At 51.3% G+C, this 22,099-nt stretch carries 16 protein-coding genes; 11 read left to right on the top strand and 5 right to left on the bottom strand.

The window, feature by feature from the left end:
- Positions 1-80 precede the first annotated feature (80 nt).
- The gene (radC, locus tag AC5JMP_RS17190; protein ID WP_495852708.1) at positions 81-812 is read right to left on the bottom strand and encodes a RadC family protein; all 732 of its coding nucleotides are present in this window, start codon (positions 810-812) and stop codon (positions 81-83) included.
- A 264-nt stretch (positions 813-1,076) separates the two neighbouring features.
- Between radC and AC5JMP_RS17185 the strand changes: the two genes are divergently transcribed.
- From AC5JMP_RS17185 to AC5JMP_RS17145, 9 genes are all read left to right on the top strand, one after another.
- Complete coding sequence (locus AC5JMP_RS17185; protein WP_495852786.1) at positions 1,077-1,478, top strand: hypothetical protein; 402 nt, start codon at positions 1,077-1,079, stop codon at positions 1,476-1,478.
- A gap of 48 nt (positions 1,479-1,526) precedes the next feature.
- Positions 1,527-3,248, top strand: coding sequence for a dipeptide ABC transporter ATP-binding protein (locus tag AC5JMP_RS17180; RefSeq protein ID WP_495852707.1), 1,722 nt, complete (start codon positions 1,527-1,529; stop codon positions 3,246-3,248).
- 166 nt (positions 3,249-3,414) lie between these two features.
- On the top strand, positions 3,415-4,443 hold the full coding sequence (locus tag AC5JMP_RS17175) for a long-chain acyl-[acyl-carrier-protein] reductase (RefSeq protein ID WP_495852706.1): 1,029 nt from the start codon (positions 3,415-3,417) through the stop codon (positions 4,441-4,443).
- Between the two features lie 501 nt (positions 4,444-4,944).
- Positions 4,945-8,940: a magnesium chelatase subunit H gene (locus AC5JMP_RS17170; protein ID WP_495852705.1), complete on the top strand. Its 3,996-nt coding sequence runs from the start codon at positions 4,945-4,947 to the stop codon at positions 8,938-8,940.
- Between the two features lie 492 nt (positions 8,941-9,432).
- Positions 9,433-10,653, top strand: coding sequence for a glycosyltransferase family 2 protein (locus tag AC5JMP_RS17165; protein WP_495852704.1), 1,221 nt, complete (start codon positions 9,433-9,435; stop codon positions 10,651-10,653).
- A 204-nt stretch (positions 10,654-10,857) separates the two neighbouring features.
- A complete protein-coding gene (gene rfbC / locus AC5JMP_RS17160) occupies positions 10,858-11,403 on the top strand; it encodes a dTDP-4-dehydrorhamnose 3,5-epimerase (protein WP_495852703.1) in 546 nt (181 codons plus the stop codon).
- Between the two features lie 207 nt (positions 11,404-11,610).
- Positions 11,611-12,519, top strand: coding sequence for a dTDP-4-dehydrorhamnose reductase (gene rfbD, locus AC5JMP_RS17155; RefSeq protein ID WP_495852702.1), 909 nt, complete (start codon positions 11,611-11,613; stop codon positions 12,517-12,519).
- Entirely contained in the window at positions 12,516-13,589 is a 1,074-nt protein-coding gene (locus AC5JMP_RS17150; protein ID WP_495852701.1) for a glucose-1-phosphate thymidylyltransferase, read from the top strand. Before rfbD ends, AC5JMP_RS17150 begins: the two co-directional genes overlap by 4 nt.
- Before the next feature lie 256 nt (positions 13,590-13,845).
- Positions 13,846-14,427: an NADPH-dependent FMN reductase gene (locus AC5JMP_RS17145; RefSeq protein WP_495852700.1), complete on the top strand. Its 582-nt coding sequence runs from the start codon at positions 13,846-13,848 to the stop codon at positions 14,425-14,427.
- Between the two features lie 94 nt (positions 14,428-14,521).
- On the opposite strand, the gene AC5JMP_RS17140 is transcribed toward AC5JMP_RS17145, so the two are convergent.
- Positions 14,522-15,541 (bottom strand): class I fructose-bisphosphate aldolase, encoded by a 1,020-nt coding sequence (locus AC5JMP_RS17140; RefSeq protein WP_495852699.1) that lies wholly within the window; start codon positions 15,539-15,541, stop codon positions 14,522-14,524.
- 351 nt (positions 15,542-15,892) lie between these two features.
- Here AC5JMP_RS17140 and prfC point away from each other — a divergent pair, with 351 nt between their 5' ends.
- Positions 15,893-17,521, top strand: a complete 1,629-nt coding sequence (gene prfC, locus AC5JMP_RS17135; RefSeq protein WP_495852698.1) for a peptide chain release factor 3 — start codon at positions 15,893-15,895, stop codon at positions 17,519-17,521.
- A gap of 239 nt (positions 17,522-17,760) precedes the next feature.
- Here prfC and ntcA read toward each other — a convergent pair whose 3' ends face one another.
- On the bottom strand, positions 17,761-18,432 hold the full coding sequence (gene ntcA, locus AC5JMP_RS17130) for a global nitrogen regulator NtcA (protein WP_495852697.1): 672 nt from the start codon (positions 18,430-18,432) through the stop codon (positions 17,761-17,763).
- A gap of 466 nt (positions 18,433-18,898) precedes the next feature.
- On the opposite strand from ntcA, the gene fabI reads away from it, so the two are divergent.
- A complete protein-coding gene (gene fabI, locus AC5JMP_RS17125; protein ID WP_495852696.1) occupies positions 18,899-19,675 on the top strand; it encodes an enoyl-ACP reductase FabI in 777 nt (258 codons plus the stop codon).
- Positions 19,676-19,678: 3 nt separating this feature from the next.
- Here fabI and AC5JMP_RS17120 read toward each other — a convergent pair whose 3' ends face one another.
- Positions 19,679-20,968: an oligosaccharide flippase family protein gene (locus tag AC5JMP_RS17120; RefSeq protein ID WP_495852695.1), complete on the bottom strand. Its 1,290-nt coding sequence runs from the start codon at positions 20,966-20,968 to the stop codon at positions 19,679-19,681.
- Positions 20,969-21,059: 91 nt separating this feature from the next.
- Positions 21,060-21,968 (bottom strand): alpha/beta fold hydrolase, encoded by a 909-nt coding sequence (locus AC5JMP_RS17115; RefSeq protein ID WP_495852694.1) that lies wholly within the window; start codon positions 21,966-21,968, stop codon positions 21,060-21,062.
- Positions 21,969-22,099: the final 131 nt, after the last annotated feature.

The following is a 22,099-nucleotide window of genomic DNA, read 5'->3' as shown; positions in this document are numbered from 1 at the left end:
ATAGGGCAGGGTAAGGTAGAATGCAACCTACTTTTAAGTCTTGCGCTATTGGGTTGGGGCACTTAGTCGCCTTAGGACACTTAATCGCCTTGGGGATGTTCTTGCCACAGACCCGTGGTTTGACGCAAGCTCAGATGTCCTCCGTTGCCCAGAATTAAGTGGTCTAAGACAGGAATGCCTAACAATCGTCCCCCCTCTAGCAGTTGACGAGTGAGAGCCATGTCTTCGGCGCTGGCTTCCAAATTGCCTGACGGATGATTATGTGCCACGATGACTCGAACAGCTCCGTGCCGTACGGCGGCTCTGAAAATATCTCTAGGGTGAGCGATCGTCTCTGTAGCAGTGCCCATACTGAGAACCTCAGTTCCCATCAGCCGATGCTTGACATCTAGCAGCAAGACTGCAAAACGCTCGTTGGGTTGCCACATCAGATCATGGCTGAATGCGGCAGCCGCTATGGCAGGGTCATCGACAATGGTGCGATCGAGCGGACGAGAACATAGCACACGCTTGCCTAACTCGATCGCCGCCAAAATAGTCGTAGCTTTCGCGTTGCCAACGCCGTGAATCTCGGTTAACTCTGGAATGCTAATGTCTCGTAAAGCTGCCAGGGGATCACGCTGATGAGCGCTCAAAACGTTCAAAATATGCTGCCCCAGCCCGATCGCTGAGAGTTTTCCAGCTCCCTGCCCCGTACCCAGCAAAATTGCAATCAGCTCTGAAGTTGCCAAGACCTTGGAGCCATGGGTAATTAAGCGTTCGCGGGGTCGATCGGTGGTGGGAATGTCAGAGATTCTGACGCTGTAGGTCATGATAGAAAAATCGGCGGTTCAAAGGTGTGCCAATTTCAGTAATCCCAAATTGGCGACGCTCCTTACCTGCGACTCCCGCACTTCCTACTCCGGTAGCCCTCAAGGCGGGATGATTTTTTGTTGGGTAGGCGAAGCCTACCCAACAAAAAACTATTCTATTGAGTCCCCCTACTCCCATGCTTCCCTCTCCCAGTGATACACTCATCTGTGCGAAGAATGGGTTTTGTAGACGGTTCTGTAGATAGCCATGATACTCAAACAGCTATGCGACTAGAGTTTGTTCCGGTTGAAGAATTTTATTTTGCGCTGACGTTGGCGGTCAAAACGCTAGATGAGACGCTCGATTCAGAGTTGGTGGAGAAAGCGCGATCGCACCTTCAGGAAAAGCTGGGACAACCCTCTACTGTCGCGCCAGGGAAGCAGAATACCTTCAATTACGTGTTTAAAGTGCAGGATTATGACAATAGCCCTGCCCCTCAGCTGATTCTCTCGGTTTCAGATTGGCAGGACAAGCTGAGACTCAGCAGCGACTACGGCTGGATGTTGGATCAGGAGCGCAAGCCGAAGCGCACCGATCGCTTTGACCAGCGGGACGCGTTTGCCAGAGCGGCGCGATCGTATCTTAAAGAACAGATGGGTCTTGTCTTCAATCGAGACGAGATCTGAGCCTTAACTAACATCCTTAACTAACAAATTGATGACTCGGCTAAATTGATGACTCAGCCTCTCTTTCGGATCGAAAATTTACGAGTCGCCTATCCGCACCAAGGGGATAGGGGGGTAAACGGGACGGCGATCGCCCCTACAGCCTGGGCAGTAGATGATGTGTCGATCGATCTGGCGGCAGGAGAACGGTTGGGTTTAGTGGGCGAATCGGGCTGTGGCAAATCGACTTTGGGACGGGCCGCCATGCGCCTGATGTCTGCCTCCACTCAGATTGAGGGAAAAGTCTGGTTTAATGGCGAGTCGGTCTTTGATTTTTCTGCGGAGCAGCTCCGGCGGTTTCGGGGCGAGGCAGTGGCGCTGATTTTTCAAGATCCCATGACCCGCCTCGACCCGCTAATGACAATCGGTGAACATTGCGTCGAGACTCTCCGTGCCCACGAGCCTCAGTCTCGTCAGCAGGCAAAAGATCGGGCGATCGCCACCTTGGAGGCAGTCAAAATTCCGGCAAGCCGCTGGTCGCAATTTCCCCATGAGTTTAGCGGTGGTATGCGGCAGCGGGTAGCGATCGCCTTGGCGCTGTTGCTCAATCCTCAGCTGATTGTTGCCGATGAGCCGACGACAAGTCTGGATGTCACCGTTTCAGCCCAAATCTTGCAGGAGCTAACCCGCCTTTGCCAAGAGCGACAGATGGGCTTGCTGCTGATTTCCCACGATCTAGCAATGGTGGGAGAATACTGCGATCGGATTGCCGTCATGTATGGCGGCAAGGTCGTAGAAACAGGCGAAACTCAAACGGTCTTCACCCAGCCGCAGCATGACTATACAAAATCTCTGCTAAAGTCGGCGCTGCATCTTCAGTCGGGTGGGGGACAGCTTAAAGTAGAGCGAGCAATTGAGAGAGCCGCTTTGGAGAGAGACAAAATTCCGCTGCTCAGTATTCAAAACCTCTATCAGCACTACACGCTGGAACAAAACTTTGCAGCAAGGCTACTGTCACCAGGAGCAAAGCAGAGCGATCGCACAATCAAAGCCGTGGATGGCATCACGCTTGATCTCTACCCTGGGGAAATTCTTGGGCTAGTGGGAGAATCGGGCTGCGGCAAAAGCACCCTATCTCGGACTTTGCTACATCTGATTCGCCCCACTTCAGGCAAAGTCGAGTTTTTGGGGCAAGACCTAACTTGCCTATCGTTTCAAGCCCTGCGGCAACAGAGGCGGCAGATGCAGATGGTGTTTCAAGATCCTCACGCCTGCCTTAATCCGCTGATGACGGTGGGTAAAAGCGTTGCCGATCCGCTACTGATTCACCATCTTGCCGATGCCGCAGAGGCAAAAGTCCAAGCAAAGCAGATGCTAGAGCGCGTAGGGCTGACTCCCGCCGAAGATTTTTACGATCGCTATCCCAAAGAACTTTCTGGCGGACAGCAGCAGCGAGTGGCGATCGCCCGTGCCCTAATTACGCGACCCAAGCTGCTGATCTGCGATGAGCCCGTCAGTATGCTGGATGCCAGCGTTCAAGCACAGGTATTGGACTTAATGCTGGAACTGAAGCAGGAGTTTGAGCTAACTTATTTGTTCATTACCCATGATTTGGGAGTGGCAAGATTTTTGTGCGATCGCATCGCGGTTATGCAAAGCGGCAAAATTGTAGAGCTAGGAAATACGGAGGAAATCTTCACCCGTCCGCAACATTCTTATACTCGGACTCTTTTAGCCGCTGCTCCGCTGCTGTCCCATTTCCCCAAGAGGCTTGAAATAAAGGAATCTTGAAACTACAGTGTTGAAATTCTCGTAAATATCCTCAGATACTGTCGAGAAGTCTCCTAAAGGCGCAAACTTTGGAGACTAATTTTGTGTACCATTCATTAAAGGGCGCATGATGTGGGCTGGCTCCACTTCATCGCTACTCGACTTAGCAGGCTTATACAGGCTGTCCATGTTTGGTTTAATTGGTCATCTCACGAGTTTAGAACACGCTCAATCTGTTGCAAAAGAACTTGGCTATCCCGAATACGCAGATCAGGGGCTTGATTTTTGGTGTAGCGCCCCGCCCCAAATTGTTGACACCATCAAGGTGACAAGTGCTACAGGGCAGCAGATTGAAGGACGATACGTAGAGTCTTGCTTTCTGCCAGAAATGCTGGCAGCTCGACGCATCAAAGCCGCCACGCGAAAAATCATCAACGCGATGGCTCATGCCCAGAAAAATGGTATTAACATCACGGCTCTAGGCGGATTTTCATCCATTATTTTTGAGAATTTCAACCTGAATCAAATTCAGCAGGTGCGTAACATCAAGCTAGAGTTCGATCGCTTCACTACTGGGAATACCCACACGGCCTATATCATCTGTCGTCAGGTCGAACAGGCTTCTCAGCAAGTTGGCATTGATCTCTCCAAGGCCACGGTTGCTGTGTGTGGGGCGACGGGTGACATCGGCAGCGCTGTCTGTCGCTGGCTCAACTCTCGTGCCGATGTGGCTGATTTGCTGCTGGTGGCTCGTAATCCCGATCGCCTTCAGCTCCTGCAAGAGGAGCTAGGTAGAGGCAAAATTCTGCCCCTAGAGGAAGCTCTACCCCAGGCAGATATTGTGGTCTGGGTTGCCAGTATGCCTAAGGGCGTAGAAATCGATTATCAAAAGCTCAAGCAGCCTTGTCTGATGATTGATGGTGGCTATCCCAAAAATATGGCAAAGCAGATTCAGCAGCCAGGGGTGCATATTTTGAACGGCGGCATTGTTGAGCATTCCCTCGACATTGACTGGAAGATTATGAGCATCGTCAACATGGATGTCCCAGCACGGCAACTCTTTGCTTGTTTCGCAGAATCCATGCTGTTGGAATTTGAGAAGCTTTACACCAATTTTTCCTGGGGTCGGAATCAAATTACGCTAGAAAAAATGGATTTGATTGGTCAAGTTTCGATCAAGCATGGGTTTCGTCCTCTGCTAACAGTAGGTAGCTAGAGGGTAACAGTAGGCATCTATAGGGCTGATGGGATTTTGAGCTTGAAATTTTGAGTTGTGGAAGCCCTTGGTGCGGGCTTTTGCAGCAGATATTTGATGACCCTTAGATATTCTCCACAGGGTTGGAGGAGCTGTTGAGCAGCTGGAGGTCAGGAGCCAGGGTACTTTTCTTCCAAATCCTGACTCTTGACCTCTCCATGAATTCAGACAAAAACATCCTAGTCTTTGCTAGGAATTGTTAATTTTTTGTTGCAAAATGACGAAATATTCTGAGTGCTTACTCACAAAGTTGTGAATAAGTGTAAACAAATATCTCATTATTTTTATCAAATTGTGTCAGATATTCGCCTCAATGCTCACTGGGCATAGGTTTTCTGCTACAAACAATATGTGAAGAATTAGATAACAAAAGCTGATTAATGGCTAAGCTTCAAAGCTTTAATTTGCTTTTGCGAGTTCTTTACCCCGTCTAGATGCCTTAATCCTGAGGAGCAGAACCGCATGTTTACCCACGTCAAGCCCACAGTCAGACATATCGCACCCGATCATATCAACGGGCGATCGCTGGTCAAGGTGGTCTATGTCGTGCTTGAGCCGCAGTACCAAAGCACTCTTTCTGCGGCAGTCCGATCGATTAACCAAAATAATCCCGCTCTAGCGATCGAAATCAGCGGCTATCTCCTGGAAGAGTTGCGTAGTTCAGAAAATTACGAAGCCTTCAAACGAGATGTCGCCGAAGCCAATGTATTTATCGCCTCTCTGATCTTTATTGAAGAACTCGCTGATAAGGTTGTTGCTGCTGTCGAACCGCACCGCGATCGCTTAGACGTGTCGGTAGTCTTTCCCTCAATGCCGCAGGTGATGCGCCTCAACAAAATGGGCACCTTCTCCATGGCGCAGTTGGGGCAGTCGAAGGGGGCGATCGCTCAGTTCATGCGGAAGCGCAAAGAGAAATCTGGCTCTTCGTTCCAAGACGGCATGTTGAAGCTGCTGCAAACCCTGCCAAAGGTGCTGAAGTTTTTGCCGATCGACAAGGCGCAGGATGCCCGCAACTTCATGCTCAGCTTCCAGTATTGGCTGGGTGGCTCGGCTGAGAACCTGGAGAACTTTCTGCTGATGCTGGCGGGGAAGTACATTATCAACAATGTCAAGGCAGATGGCTCCAAGGGTAATGAGGCTTTGCAGTTCTGCGATCCCGTCACCTATCCCGACATGGGCATCTGGCATCCCCTCGCGCCACAGATGTTTGAGGATTTGAAGGAGTACCTCAACTGGCACGCCTCACGCAAGGATATTCCTGAGAGCTTGAAAGATCCGCTAGCGCCCACTGTGGGATTGGTGCTGCAACGAACGCACCTAGTCACAAGCGATGATGCGCATTACGTGGCAATGGTGCAGGAGCTGGAATGCATGGGCGCAAGGGTCATTCCAGTATTCGCAGGTGGCTTGGATTTCTCCAAACCTGTCGATGTTTATTTCTATGACCCAATCCATAAAGAGCAAACGATCGTCGATGTCGTTGTCTCCCTCACAGGCTTTGCGCTGGTGGGCGGTCCGGCTCGGCAAGATCATCCCAAGGCGATCGCTTCGCTTCAGCGTCTCAACCGTCCCTACATGGTGGCGCTGCCTTTAGTGTTTCAAACCACTGAGGAATGGCAGGACAGCGATCTGGGGCTGCACCCAATTCAGGTGGCGCTGCAAATTGCCATCCCTGAGCTGGATGGGGCGATCGAGCCGATCGTCATGTCGGGTCGAGATGGGGCAACGGGCAAGGCGATCGCCCTGCAAGACCGGGTAGAGGCGATCGCACAGCGGGCGATGAAGTGGGCAAATCTGCGCCGTAAGCCAAAGCTGCATAAAAAGGTTGCCATCACGGTCTTCAGCTTCCCGCCGGATAAGGGCAATGTGGGGACGGCGGCTTACCTAGATGTGTTTGGCTCTATTTATCAGGTGATTCACGCCCTGAAGCAAAACGGCTACGACATTCAGGACTTGCCCGAATCGGCAGAGGCACTGATGCAGGAGGTGATTCACGACGCTCAGGCGCAATACAACAGCCCTGAACTCAACATTGCCTATCGCATGTCTGTACCGGAATACGAGAGCCTCACGCCCTACTACAAGCGGCTAGAGGAATCCTGGGGCGCGGCTCCGGGGCATCTGAATACGGACGGACAAAATCTGCTGGTGTTCGGCAAGCACTTTGGCAATGTCTTCATCGGCATTCAGCCCACTTTCGGCTATGAAGGCGACCCAATGCGGCTGCTGTTCTCCCGATCGGCAAGTCCCCATCACGGCTTTGCCGCCTACTACACTTATCTAGAGCATGTCTGGCAAGCCGATGCCGTGCTGCACTTCGGCACCCACGGTTCGCTAGAATTTATGCCCGGAAAGCAGATGGGTATGTCGGTGGAGTGCTATCCAGACAGCCTGATCGGCAAGATCCCCAACCTCTACTACTACGCGGCAAACAATCCTTCGGAAGCGACGATCGCCAAACGCCGCAGCTATGCCGAAACCATCAGCTACCTGACTCCTCCCGCAGAAAATGCCGGACTCTACAAGGGCTTGAAGGAGCTAAGCGAATTGATCGCCTCCTACCAAACCCTGAAGGACTCTGGACGTGCTATGCCCATCATCAACGCCATTGTCGATAAGTGCCGTTTGGTGAATCTTGACAAAGATATCGATATGCCGGAGGACGGTGTAGAGCTGCCTGCCGAGGAGCGCGATGCGCTGGTGGGCAAGGTTTACATTAAGCTGATGGAAATTGAGTCGCGGCTGCTGCCCTGTGGTCTACACATCATTGGCAAGGCTCCCACGGCAGAAGAGGCGATCGCCACCCTGGTTAATATTTCTGCCCTCGATCGTCCTGAAGACAATCTGCTTAGCCTCCCCCGGATTATTGCCAACAGCTTGGGGCGTGACATGGATGAGTTGTACAAGAGCAGCGATCGCGGTGTCCTGGAAGACGTGCAGCTATTGTTTGACATTAACGAAGCTGTGAGAACTGCGGTTGCGGCAATGGTGAAAGAACAGGTAGATGCGGAAGGTCGCGTTTCCAAAGTCACCAAGCTGAATTTCTTCAATCTGGGCAGAAAAGAACCTTGGATCGAGGCACTGCACCAATCGGGCTATCCCAAGGTGGATGCCGAAGCCATTAAGCCGCTGTTTGAATATCTGGAGTTTTGCCTCAAGCAGGTGACGGCAGATAACGAGCTAGGCGCCATGATCAAAGCCCTGGAGGGCGAATACATCCTGCCAGGACCCGGCGGCGATCCGATTCGCAACCCGGATGTGCTGCCCACTGGCAAGAATATTCATGCCCTCGATCCGCAGTCGATTCCCACAACGGCTGCTGTCCAGTCGGCTCAGATCGTGGTCGATCGCCTCCTTGCCCGTCAGCGTGCTGAGAACAACGGGCAATATCCTGAGACGATCGCCTTTGTCCTCTGGGGTACAGACAATATCAAGACCTACGGCGAATCTCTAGCGCAGGTGATGCTGCTGGTGGGCGTGCGTCCTGTAGCCGATGCCCTGGGTCGGGTCAACAAGGTGGAGCTGATTCCCCTGGAAGAGCTGGGTCGTCCGCGCGTGGATGTGGTGGTCAACTGCTCCGGCGTGTTCCGCGACTTATTCATTAACCAGATGAATCTGCTCGATCGCGCCGTCAAAATGGCAGCCGAAGCCGATGAGCCACTGGAAATGAACTTTGTCCGCAAGCACGCCCTGAAGCAAGCTGAAGAAATGGGAGTCAATCTGCGTCAGGCTGCCACTCGCGTCTTTTCTAACGCCTCTGGCTCCTACTCCTCCAACGTCAACCTGGCGGTGGAAAACAGCACCTGGGAAAGCGAGGCAGAGCTTCAGGACATGTTCCTGGCGCGGAAGTCGTTTTCGTTTAACTCTGACAATCCCGGCATGATGGATCAGTCGCGGGATATCTTTGAGTCGGCGTTAAAAACCGTGGAAGTGACCTTCCAGAATCTTGACTCCTCCGAGATTTCCCTCACAGATGTCTCCCACTACTTTGATTCTGACCCTACCAAAGTCGTTTCTAAGCTACGTGGCGACGGCAAAACCCCGGCTTCTTTCATCGCCGACACCACGACGGCAAATGCTCAGGTGCGATCGCTCTCTGAAACCGTGCGGCTGGATGCCCGTACCAAGATGCTCAACCCTAAATGGTACGAGGGGATGCTGTCCCACGGCTACGAAGGCGTGCGCGAACTCTCAAAGCGTCTGGTTAACACAATGGGCTGGTCGGCAACGGCGGGCGCGGTGGATAACTGGATCTACGAAGATGCCAACAGCACCTTCATTCAAGACGAAGCCATGCGCGATCGCCTCATGAACCTCAACCCTCACTCGTTCCGCAAAATCGTGACGACGCTGCTAGAGGTAAATGGTCGTGGCTATTGGGAGACCAGTGAAGAGAACCTAGACAAGCTACGCGAACTCTATCAAGAGGTGGAAGACCGGATTGAGGGAGTTGAGTAATTCGCTTGCCCAATCCGGTGAGTCTAGAGAGCGCTACCCGTTTAGGCTCACTCTATCAGGTGAACCGACCTGGTGAGCTAGTTAGGTGAAGTCTGTTAGGGCCAGCTCACCGTACATTAGTGAAGATAAGTGACGTTCATTGATTGACCTGGCAGGGGGCTGCCAGGTCTTTTATTGTTAGTAGATCGCAACCCAAAAACCCAAAGAGTTGATTTTCAAAGGCGCGAAGCGCCTTTGAAAATCAACTCTTTAGAGAATCAACGAGCATTTGCGATCTGCTAATTATTATGGCTATTTCTTTTGAATGGCTAAATCTTTACAAAGCTCTGGGCTACTCTGTGAAGATTCGTCCCATCAGCTGCCCAACATCTAGCCGATCGAATCTCTAGCACAGGACAATTTAGTTGCATAACTCTAGCTTGCATAACTGCATGTCCAGTGGGAACGTTAGTGAATATCGCTGCTGACCCCAATTGAGCGAGGAATCAGGTTTTGTCAATCCATTCATCTGGAGTTCTGCTAACTCAGATCGTGCTGCTGGCGATCGCCCTGCTTCTACTGATCCCAATTGCTGTCTTGCTTGTAGAATGCCTTGCGGCTCTGCTCCCTAGCCGTCGCCAAACGGTTAGTCCCATCTCCCGCCCCAGAACCGCTATCTTGGTTCCAGCCCACAACGAGGCGATCGGGATTCAGCCTGTCTTGGCTGGACTCATGGCGCAATTGACAGAGCGCGATCGCCTTGTCGTTGTTGCCGATAACTGCACAGACGAAACGGCAGCTATTGCCCGTTCGACCGGAGCGATCGTCATTGAGCGTCAGGATGGCGATCGCCGGGGCAAAGGCTATGCCCTGGACTATGGCATCAATTATCTCGCTGCCGATCCGCCAGATATCGTGACGATTGCCGATGCTGACTGCCTAGTGCAACCCGGCAGTTTGGCTAAGATCGCAGATTGGGCAATGGCAACCAATCGCCCAGTTCAGGCACTTTACCTGATGGAACGCCCGGCACAGCCTCAGCCCAAGGATGCAGTTTCGGCGTTTGCCTTCAGGGTCAAAAACCTAGTGCGTCCTAGAGGACTCGATCGTCTGGGTTTCCCCTGCTTGCTGACAGGGACAGGCATGGCGTTTCCCTGGGCGCTGCTGCGCGACGTGAAGCTGGCAAGCAGCAACATTGTTGAAGATATGCAGCTTGGAATTGATTTGGCGATCGCGGGCACCCCACCTCTCTTTTGTGGAGAGGCACAAGTCACAGGGCTGCTGCCTCAGCAAAACAAAGCCGCCACCAGCCAGAGAACTCGCTGGGAGCATGGGCATCTCCAAACGTTGCTCACTCAAGTGCCCCGCTTAGTTAAACTCGCGCTTCAGCAAAGGCGGCTGGATGTGTTGGCGATCGCCCTTGATCTATCGGTGCCGCCGCTTTCGCTCTTAGTCATGTTCTGGCTTGCAACCGCTTGCCTAACTGCGCTAGTGGGTTTCGTAGGAATCACCTGGCTCCCAGCGCTAGCTCTAGGGGGCGAAGGCATCTTGCTACTGACGGCAATTTTGGTTGCCTGGGCAAAGTTTGGTCGCGCCGAGTTGCCTATTCAAACCTTGCTCGCAGTTCCGCTGTATGTGCTGTGGAAAATTCCGCTCTATTTCGCATTTCTGGTTCGTCCCCAAACAAAGTGGGTTCGCACCGATCGTGATCCCGTAGATGCTCCAAAACTCTAATTGGGGTCTTTACAGCCTCCCTAACAATACTGGAATAAATGTGAAGGCTAAATAAAAGCTTTGTCCTTATCTAGGTATTGTGTCTAAGAGATTAGCTAGGATGTCTGGGACTCGTCTGAGTTTGATGACTTGTCTATCTGACAGCCCGATGAGTTTAGAATGACCTATCTTGTTGGTTCGTTTGCTATCAAATAGAGGATTGCGATGAATATTACCCCAACTGAGATTTCTGAAGTTTTAATCATTGAACCCCGTGTTTTTTCAGATCATCGAGGTTTCTTTTTTGAAAGCTTCAATGAGCAACTCTTTAGGGATAAAACAGAGCTAGACGTTCGTTTTGTTCAAGACAATCACTCTTGTTCAGCGCGCCATGTGCTGCGGGGTTTGCACTATCAGATTCAGCAGCCGCAAGGCAAGTTGGTGCGCGTGGTTTCAGGGGCTATCTTTGATGTCGCCGTAGATTTACGAAAAAGTTCTCCTACGTTTGGACAGTGGGTTGGCTATGAGCTAAGTGCTGAAAACAAACGTCAGCTCTGGGTTCCAGCTGGGTTTGCCCACGGATTCCTGGCGCTGGACGATCGCACCGAGGTGTTGTACAAAACAACCGATTATTACGCCCCCGCCCATGAACGGTGCCTGCTATGGAATGATCCAGAATTGGCGATCGCCTGGCCACTTGACGCTGAACCTGTGCTAACGGCTAAAGATCAGGCAGGTCAACCCTTGAAAACAGCTGACATTTTTGAGTAATCCGCTTACCGGGTTAGCGCGAAACCCTCCCAGGACGAACATGGCGACGTTTAGAAAGATGTTTAGAAAAATGAAGTGCTAAGTCGAGAACTCTAGACGGCATGGTTTTCTACACTTCAAGATTTCTACACTTCAAGATTTCTACACTCCAAGAAATATCAGATTTAGGGCTTACTAAATGATTTGTGAATAGGGGAGGGAATAAGCATGAGGCGCATCTTATTAATAGGCGGAGGAGGGCAAGTTGGGCAAGAGCTGCAAACATCGCTGATGCCCCTAGGCAAAGTGATCAGCGTCACCCGTGATGACCTAGATCTAACTCAAAGCGATCGCATTCGCCAGGTGATTCAAACCGCCCAGCCTGACCTGATTGTGAATGCTGCTGCCTACACGGCAGTAGACAAAGCCGAATCAGAGATGGATTTGGCAAAATCGATCAACGCCGCAGCGCCCACCGTTATGGCGGAAACAGCTCAACAGCTTGGCGCTAGCCTCATCCATATTTCTACAGACTACGTGTTCGACGGTCGCAAAAACACGCCTTACACCGAATTGGATACCCCTAATCCAATCGGCGCTTACGGCAAGTCCAAGCTGTTGGGCGAGGAGGGCATTCGGCAGGTGGGCGATCGCTCTCCTAATTTCCGCTATGCGATTCTGCGCACCGCCTGGGTCTACGGCTCTCAAGGCAAGGGCAACTTTGCCAAAACCATGCTGCGGCTTGGAGCCGATCGCCCAGAAGTGCGGGTGGTTGCCGATCAGGTGGGCACACCGACCTGGTCAACTGAAATTGCTAAAGCGATCGCCGCTCTCTCACCGCATTTTCTAGACGCTGCTGCCCCCAGCGGCATTTATCACTTTACGAACAGCGGCATTACAAGCTGGTATGACTTTGCGGTTGCCATCTTTGAAGAAGCTGAGGCGATCGGCTTTCCGCTGAAGCTAGAACGCGTGGTGCCTATCACCACTGCCGAATATCCCACCCCGACTCAGCGCCCAGCCTATTCGGCACTAGCCTGCCAGAAAATATCTGCGATCTTGCAGACCTCTCCGCCCCAATGGCGACAGAGCCTCCGTCAAATGCTCACTGAACTTTATTCATTGACCTACTTATGAAAGCAATCATCCTCTCTGGCGGTAAGGGAACTCGTCTCCGCCCGTTGACCCATACTGGCGCAAAGCAGCTTGTTCCGGTCGCTAACAAGCCGATTCTTTGGTATGGTATCGAATCGATCGTGGAAGCCGGAATTACCGATATTGGCATCATTATTAGCCCCGAAACGGGTGAAGAGGTACAGGCAAAAACGGGAGATGGCAGTCAATTTGGCGCGAATATCACCTACATTCTTCAAGAAAAGCCTGCGGGTCTGGCTCATGCCGTCAAAGTAGCACAGCCATTCTTAGAAGATTCATCTTTTGTGATGTATCTAGGCGATAACTTGGTGCAAAGTGAACTGGCGCTGTTTCTAGAACAGTTTTCTACCCGCAGCCTTGATGCCCTTACCTTGCTCTGTCCCGTGCCCAATCCCAGCGCTTTTGGGGTTGCCAAAGTGGATGAAAATGGCAAACTGCTCCAGCTTGTGGAAAAACCTAAAGATCCGCCCTCTAACCTGGCGTTGGTCGGTATCTATATCTTTACGCCCGTAATTCATGATGCGATCGCCGCTATTCAGCCCTCTGCCAGAGGTGAGCTAGAAATCACAGATGCCATCCAAACGCTGATCGATTGGCAAAAACCTGTGGAAGCCCGCCAGATTCGCGGCTGGTGGCTAGACACCGGAAAGAAAGATGATCTGTTGGAAGCCAATCGGGTAATTCTGGACACCTGCCTAGAGTCTTCTATTCAGGGCGATGTTGATGCCGACAGCCAGATTATCGGGCGAGTGCAAATCGGTGAAGGTTCCAAAGTCTTGAACTGCACGATTCGAGGTCCTGTAACGATCGGCAAAAACTGCTATCTAGAAAACTGTTTCATTGGACCTTACAGCAGCGTTGCCGACGAAGTAACTCTGATTGAAACAGATTTAGAACATAGCGTAATTTTGAAGGGCGCTAAAGTCGAAGGCATTCATAAGCGGATTGTGGATAGCGTCATTGGACAGCGTGCCTATCTCAAAGAAGCACCCAGACGACCCAAAGCGTTTCGGTTCATGATTGGGGATGATTGCCAGATAGAGGTAGTGTAGCCACAATTCAAATCGCCTGTTTTTTAGAGAGAAGGAGTCTTTAAAGAGAGGAAGCGATCGCTTCCTCTCTTTGCTTCAGTGTTTTACCCACTTCCCGCTTTTTTAGAAAAGTAATCGCACTGTGGCTGTAGTCGCAGCGGTTAAGACCGGGACATTTTTGAGGGCGCGCAGAGCGCGCCCTCAAAAATGTCCTAAGCTCCATGATTACAGCCATACCATAATGAAATAAAGATCCAGCGCTGAAATCTCTTGACCTATGACTTACACCCCAAAAATCATCGCCTTCGCAGGCAGCACTCGCACCGATTCCTACAACAAAAAGCTGGTTCAGGTTGCCGCAACCGGAGCCAGAGCCGCAGGTGCCGAGGTGACCTACGTTGATCTACGAGACTTGCCCATGCCGCTATTTGATGAAGATTTGGAGGCTGAAGCTGGAATACCTGCCAACGCACGCGAGTTCAAGAAGCTGCTCAAGTCCCATGATGGGATACTAATCGCCTCACCAGAGTACAACAGCTCCATCACCCCTGTTTTGAAAAATGCGATCGACTGGGCTTCTCGACCCGAACCCAATGAATCTGGACTAGCGGCATTTGTGGACAAAGTAGCCGCCATCATGAGTACCTCTCCCGGAGCGCTGGGCGGTCTGCGGGGGCTGGTGCCGCTACGGATGCTGCTAGGAAACATCAGAGTTTTAGTGCTGCCTGATCAGGTCGCAATCCCAAAAGCCCATGAAGCATTTGATGCAGACGGCAGGCTGAACGATCCTAAACAGCAGGAGTCAGTCGAGCTTTTGGGCAGAAGAGTCGCGACCATTCTGGCGAAGCTCAATGCCTAGGAACCGAAAAAATAGCGCTTGGCTCAAGTCAAATTTTCGGGAAGAGGTAAGGAGAACCCCTCCCCGAAAAATTTATACCTAGACTAAGTCCTCCCTACTTCTCCATGCCACTGTCATATTGACCTAACGCAGCCGCACTATTACACTGCGCCCGATGATAGAGAGCTTTCTGGGCAGCAGCAACGTTGGCATCCTCACCCATCCAGGTCTGCATTGCCGCCTGCTGAAGTGCCCGACCGTAGGAAAAAGTCAGCGCCCAGGGCAACTCTCCCGCAAAGATCTGATTCATGGCATTGAGGTGAGCGGTTGCCGTCTCGTCAGCCTGACCGCCCGACAGGAAGGCACAGCCCGGAACCGATGCCGGAACAGCGTCTAGCAAGCACTTCACAGTTGCCTTGGCTACCGCTTCAATGCTTCCCTGTTCAGGGCAGTCAACTCCAGAGATCACCATACTCGGCTTCAAGATCATCTGATCTAGGTCAATCCCAGCACGATAGAGCTGCTCAAACACAACGTTGAGAACTTCCTGATGCACCTCGAAGCTGCGCTCCAAGGTGTGATCCCCATCCATCAGCACTTCCGGCTCAACGATCGGCACTAGCCCTCCGTCCTGACACAGCGCCGCATACCGAGCCAGCGCATGGGCATTGGCTTCAATACAGCGACTAGAGGGAATCTGCTGACCGATCGTGATCACCGCCCGCCACTTGGCAAACCGTGCGCCCATTTTGTAATACTCGGTGATGCGATCGCGCAGTCCGTCTAAGCCTTCCGTCACTAGCTCATGGGGCGACTTTGCTAAAGGCTTTGCGCCTTCATCCAGCTTGATCCCCGGCAAAATTCCGGCATCGGTCAACAGCTGAGGAAAAGGAATTCCCGATTTTGTCGATTGCCGAATAGTTTCATCAAACAAAATCACGCCGCTGAAAAACTGATTAATACCGGGTGCCGTGAATAGCATCTCCCGATAAGCCCGCCGCATCTCTTCTGTAGTAGGAATCCCTAACTGCTGAAATCGCTTGTTGGCGGTGCTAAAACTTTCATCCGCCGCCAAAATTCCTTTGCCTTGAGCGATCATTGCCTGTGCGGTAGCCTTAAGCTCGTTTGCGTCCATGACCCAAATATCTCCTTGGCGTGATTAATACGGGACTTTTTCTACCCGAATGCGGCTGTACTGGTTTTACTTTACTTGAAGCCTCTACTTTCTTGAGACCCCTACTTTAAGGCAGTGTAGCCGTTTCTCAAGAGCTGCCTGCTCAAGTATGGTGCTACGCGCTTAGATCCAATGAGGTATTTTTTGAGAGCCGCGCGGAGCGAGGCTCTCAAAAAATACTTTGTCCTAACTCAATTACATAGCGCTAGGCATGGGTGTTCAAGTAGGGCTGCTGCTTGAGAGCATCGCTGCTCATACTTCCTATAATGAGAGACTAGGGTTAATGAGAGATTAGAGTCAAAAATTTTAAGCATGTCTATAGAACTCCAGGAAGATTTGGCGATCGCCGTTGAGAAACGCCGCAACTTTGCAATTATTTCTCACCCCGATGCCGGAAAAACCACGCTGACGGAAAAGCTGCTGCTATATGGGGGTGCCATCCATGAGGCAGGAGCCGTCAAGGCGCGGCGGGCACAGCGGCATGTCACCTCGGACTGGATGGCAATGGAGCAGCAGCGGGGCATCTCCATTACCTCAACCGTGCTGCAATTTCAATACGATGGCTATTGGATTAATTTGCTAGATACCCCCGGACACCAGGACTTTAGTGAAGACACCTACCGTACCCTCGCCGCTGCCGACAATGCGGTCATGCTGGAAGATGCGGCAAAAGGGCTAGAGCCACAAACGCGCAAGCTGTTTGAGGTCTGCCGGATGCGCGGTATTCCCATCTTCACCTTTTTCAATAAGCTCGATCGCCCCGGACGTGACCCCTTTGATCTGATGGATGAGATTGAAAAGGAGCTAGACCTGAAGACCTATGCGGTCAACTGGCCAATTGGCATAGGCGATCGCTTCAAGGGTGTGTTCGATCGGCGCACGCAGCAAATTCACCTGTTTGAACGTAGCGCTCACGGCAGTCGGGAGGCAATCGATACAGTCGTAGATCTGGGCGATCCCCGGATTGAGGACTTATTAGAGCAAGATCTCTACTACAAGCTGAAGGAAGATCTGGAGCTGCTGGATGGTGTGTGCGATGAATTTGACGCCGATTTAGTCCATCAGGGCAAAATGACCCCGGTATTTTTTGGCAGCGCCATGACCAACTTTGGGGTAGAGCCTTTCCTCAACTCGTTTCTAGACTACGCGCTAAAGCCCGGTTCACGACGCAGTACCCTAGGTGAAATTGAGCCGACGAATCCTGAGTTCTCAGGCTTTGTGTTCAAGCTGCAAGCTAACATGGACCCCAAGCACCGCGATCGCATTGCCTTTATTCGGGTCTGCTCTGGCAAATTCGAGAAAGACATGGTGGTCAGCCATGCGCGATCGGGCAAAACTGTACGGCTGTCCCATCCCCAAAAGCTGTTTGGGCAAGATCGAGAGTCTCTGTCGGAAGCCTATCCGGGTGACGTGATTGGCTTGAATAATCCGGGGGTGTTTGCGATCGGAGACACCATTTATAACGGCAAAAAGCTGGAATTTGACGGCATTCCCATGTTTTCACCGGAGATATTTGCCTTCCTCAAGAATCCTAACCCCTCTAAGTTCAAGCAGTTCCGCAAAGGCGTGAGCGAGCTTCGAGAAGAGGGAGCCGTACAAATCATGTACTCGGCAGATGAAGCAAAGCGCGACCCGATTTTGGCGGCGGTGGGGCAGCTTCAGTTCGAGGTCGTGCAGTTTCGGCTGCTGAATGAATATGGCGTAGAAACGCTGCTTGACCCCCTCCCCTACAGCGTGGCGCGTTGGGTGGGAGGCGGCTGGGATGCTTTGCAAAAGGTAGGTCGCCTGTTCAACACCACGACCGCCAAAGATAGCTGGGGTCGCCCAGTACTGCTATTCCGCAATGAGTGGAACTGTCGGCAGGTAGAGGGCGAACATCCATCGCTTCAGCTCAAAACCAGTGCACCCGTCATTTCGGGTCAAGAGCCGGAATCGATTTAGCGATCTATAGCAGCCGCCAAGGCGCTTAAGACGGGGATGCTTTGGGTGGGAGGCTTCATGCTCCACCCAAAACATCCTAAGCAAGCTGGCGACAGCCATATCTCATGCCGTTTTAAAGTCTAAGCGGGGAGGGTATTTTTTGAGAGCCGCACTTTGCGCAGCTCTCAAAAAATACCCTCCCCATAGCTAATTTCAATGAGTATCCTGCAGAAGGGAACTCACTGTCCCCTCTCTGAAGTTTAAGTAAACTGCTGGCTTAAGGTGACTGGATTATGAACAGTGATTTTTTTCTTGTGAATAGAAATCATGCTGTCCTGGCGCAAGTCGCCCAATAGGCGTGTCACTGTAACCCTCGTGGAGCCGATCGCTTCGGCGATCGCCTGATGCGATAGCTTCAAATCAATGGTGATGCCATCCACGGTAGGTATGCCAAAATCGCGGCAGAGAATCAGTAAAAAGCTGACTAGGCGCGATCCCATATCTCGATGCGCCAAAGTTTCAATCATCATCTCAGTCTGTAAGATGCGGGACGAAAGCCCTTGGAGCATCAGCATTGATAGCTCTGGGTTATCTTTGAGCGCTTTCTCCACATGTTCAATCGGGATAGACAGTAGCTCTGCCTGTGTAAAAGCAACCGCATGGTAAAACCGATCGGCTCGTTGCCCTGTGATCAAAGACAGCACGCCAAAAACGCTGTTTTCCCTCAGTAGGGCTACGGTAATTTCCTCACCTGCCTCGTAGACCCTGGAGAGCTTAACCGCCCCTTTAACTAGAAAGTAGACGCGTTCGGCTGGATCGCCTGGAAAAAAAATAGTCTTGCCACGCTCATAGGTTTCGACAACGGGTGGAAAGGCACTACCACTAATTTGCCTAAACACGTTTGCTAATGGTCTATCCTGTGCCACTACCATACCTCTATTCCCAGCCTATGCCTTTTAGATGTCCTGGAGCATTTGTCAGTTCGCAAGATTTTTGTCTCTTTGCTAACGTGTATCTTTCCCGCAGATGCGTGAGACTTTTATCTCAACACGCCTTAATATTACTGCGATTCATTGTCTGTGATAAGACTCTGACTTTAAAAGAATAAACTTAACTTTGCAATGTTTTTTTGTAGTATGGGCTACATTGTCGTTCTTGCCTTCCTACAATCGGGTGATCTTCATTGATGGCATCAAAGTTTATGCTCTGTTTGATAAAAAGTCTTCATTAACTCTTCATCAAGTTTTTGCTCTAAACTCGATCGAGCCTTCATTGCTTGCGCCTACTTTAACGTACCGACCTCTATCCCCCTGCACCCATTTTTCAGTATTCTCCTAATTGCGCTTTCCCACACATCAGTGAATTGAGTATCTCAGTAAGTTACATAAACAAAACATCATGCTAGACCTGACCAGAAAAAACGCTCTCGTTACAGGAATCGCCAACAATCGATCGATTGCTTGGGGAATCGCACAGCAGCTCCATGCGGCAGGAGCTAACATTGGAATCACCTATTTGCCCGATGACAAGGGTAGATTTGAGAAAAAAGTCGCAGAACTGGTTGAACCGCTCCAGCCCACACTGTTTCTTCCTTGCAATGTTCAGGATGAGTCCCAAGTTGAGGCAACATTTAGAACGGTGCAAGAAAAATGGGGCAAGCTAGATATCTTGATCCACTGTCTTGCCTTTGCCAGCAAAGAATCGCTGAGTGGCGACTTTAGCAGCGTCTCTCTTCAAGACTTTGCCCAAGCGATCGAGATTAGCGCCTATTCTCTCATCAGCCTCAGCAGAGCAGCCAAGCCGCTTATGACTGAGGGTGGCAGCATTGTAACATTAACTTACGTAGGTGGCGCACGCGTAATTCCCAACTACAACACCATGGGCATTGCGAAGGCGGCGCTGGAGATGAATGTCCGCTACCTTGCCGCTGAGTTGGGAGAGCACAATATTCGAGTCAACGCCATTTCTGCCGGTCCCATTCGCACCCTGGCATCGTCAGCCATAGGCGGCATCCTAGATGCGATTCATCATGTTGAGAAGATTGCACCCCTCAAGCGCACCGTGACTCAGATTGAGGTAGGTAATGCGGCTGCATTCTTGTGTAGCGATTTATCGAGCGGCATCACAGGGCAAATTCTCTATGTCGATGCAGGTTACGAGATCATGGGAATGTAGTGCTCAGGCATCTTGAGCAGGTTTAACCTGTTGGTAGTACAAGTAAGCGACCACCAGACAGAGGCTAACCAGCCTCATTGTCTCAGAAGCTAGCGTTGCCCAAGCTGATCCTTTCCAGGCATAGAGAGGAATCAGCCAAAAGTTGAGCGCAACGTTGAGCAGCGCCGATGACACCTGAACAATGCTGCGGATGCCTTGAAACCCAGAACCCGTTAAGGTGTCTGCGGCTAGATATTGGAGGCACATCAGCAAGGGCACGGGGGCAAGCCAGCGCACGGCTTCTACTGAGTTAGCGTATTCAGCTCCCAGCAGTCGGGGGATCACTGGAGCGCATAGAAAAAATCCGACACAGACGATCGCTCCATAGGCGCTAACGACCGGAAAGAGGCGTTTGGCAAAGCCCAAGCTGCCTTTGATGCCCTTAGCGCCCTGCTGAAAAAACTTGGCATAGGCAGCTCCAGAAATTGCCTGTAGCCCCAAATAGCCCGCATCAATACAGCGATAGGCAGCGGCATAGAGACCCGTAGCCTCAGCGGTAGAGAGACTAGCTAGCATTGTTTTGTCAATGCCTGCGTTGATGCTGTCTGCTGAAAGCCCGATCGAAAAATAAACGCCTTGAATAATTTCTGAATCTAGTTTTGGAATAATGAGCTGAGGTGGAGCGATGAGCTTGGCAATTAGCAGCAAAGATCCGATTGCGGCGATCGCCGTTGCGGATAAATATAAAACTGTCCAGGTACCAATGCTGGGATCTTTGAAACAGAAGAGCAACACAGCTGCTGCGATCAGTTTATTAAAGTTCAGAAATAGCTTAACTTTTGCGGCCAAGCCCACTAAATCAACACACATAAAAGCCCGAACGGAAACTTCCCAGAGCTTGAGGAAAAACAGGTCAGACAACAAAATTAGAAAGATCAGTAGCGGAGAAGTTCTGGAAGGAATGATGGCGTTAATCGTAAAAAAAGAGATGCCAACCAGCAGCGCCCCAGAAGCCAAAACCGTAAACAGCGTCTCTCCCCAATAGCGATCGAACAGACTGCGATCCCTTGCCACCTGCTTCACCAGAATCTCGCCACTGCCTACGCCCACAAAAGGCACTAAAATGGCGGCAAATGCAGTGATCCCAATGAAAAGACCATAGTCTTGAACGCCCAAAGCACGAGCAATAAACACAAAGCTCGTGAGCTGCATTCCTAGCCCCAACCCTTGTGAAACCATCATCCACAGAGTGTCTCGAACGATGCCTTTTCGTGAAATTTGAGTAATACGCGCCTTGGCTGATTGAAATTTCATGGCTCACGAGCTTTCTAGATGGCTCTAGAGTTCCCCGAATCTCAGTTTTGGCGACAGGGTGCGACTGGATGCGACAGGGCGCTATTGAAGCTCAGGCAGCTTTTTGCAGAGCTAAAATCCAATCTCGCAGAATCGGATTGACTTGCTCAGGTGCTTCATCCTGGGGACAATGCCCTACGCCTTCTAGGGGAATAAACTGCTGTACGCAAGGAAACTTGGATAACTCTCTACCTTGGGCGATCGGCTCCCAAGGATCGGCAGTGCCCCACAGCATTAGCGCCGGACAGGGGAGCGCTTCTAGCAAATCTTCGGGTAACGGTCCTTGAGAGTAGCGCGTGAAAGCCAGAAACACATCTGCTGCGCCAGCATCCGCCGCTGGCGCCATCAGCATTGCCACCAGCTCGTCTGTGACCGCTTCATCGCGTCCGTAGGCTTGCAGCAAGATTTTACGCACGGTCTTGGGGTTGGCAAGGAGGCGAAAGAAACTATGCCCCAGCCAGCGAATGGACAGCAGATTTTGCAAAATGGGGGTGCCTATACTGCGATACCAGGGCAGTTTGTCCCGACGGCGATCGTGCAGCATTCTGAGCGAACAATTTAGTAGGGCAACCCCTAGGGCAATCTCAGGATGATCGACGGCAGCCTGCATTGCCGCGATCGCCCCAATAGAGTTACCAACCAAGAAAGCCGGAGTGGCAACAACCTCTCGGCAAAAGTCGGCAATTTGTGCGCCCCAAGTCTCAAAGGTGTAGGCGATCTCGTCAGGAGAAGGCTTGTCAGAATCGCCAAACCCAATTAGATCGATCGCATAGACCCGAAAATGCTCAGATAACTCCGGAATATTTTTCCGCCAGTGCCCCCAAGATGCGCCAAACCCGTGGATTAAAACCACGGCTTCTCCCACTTCTCCCTGTGTCTGATAGCTAATAGAAAAACCTCGCCAAGTCCAGTTTTTCGGAGTTGCAAGGGCATTGAAAGAAGTGGAAATTGCTGATGTCATTGCCGCAATAAAAGAGATTAATAAAACTTTACCTCCCATTATTTTGGCAGGTTTACAGCGATCGCGCTGAGATTAGTTCAGTCTTTTCTCCTCTGCTCCATATCTTTGCCTTACGGAGTTAGATGTCCTGA

This window comes from Drouetiella sp., from assembly GCF_059504425.1.
The sequence above is the reverse complement of the archived record's forward strand: the minus strand, read 5'-3'. Positions and strand labels throughout refer to the sequence as shown.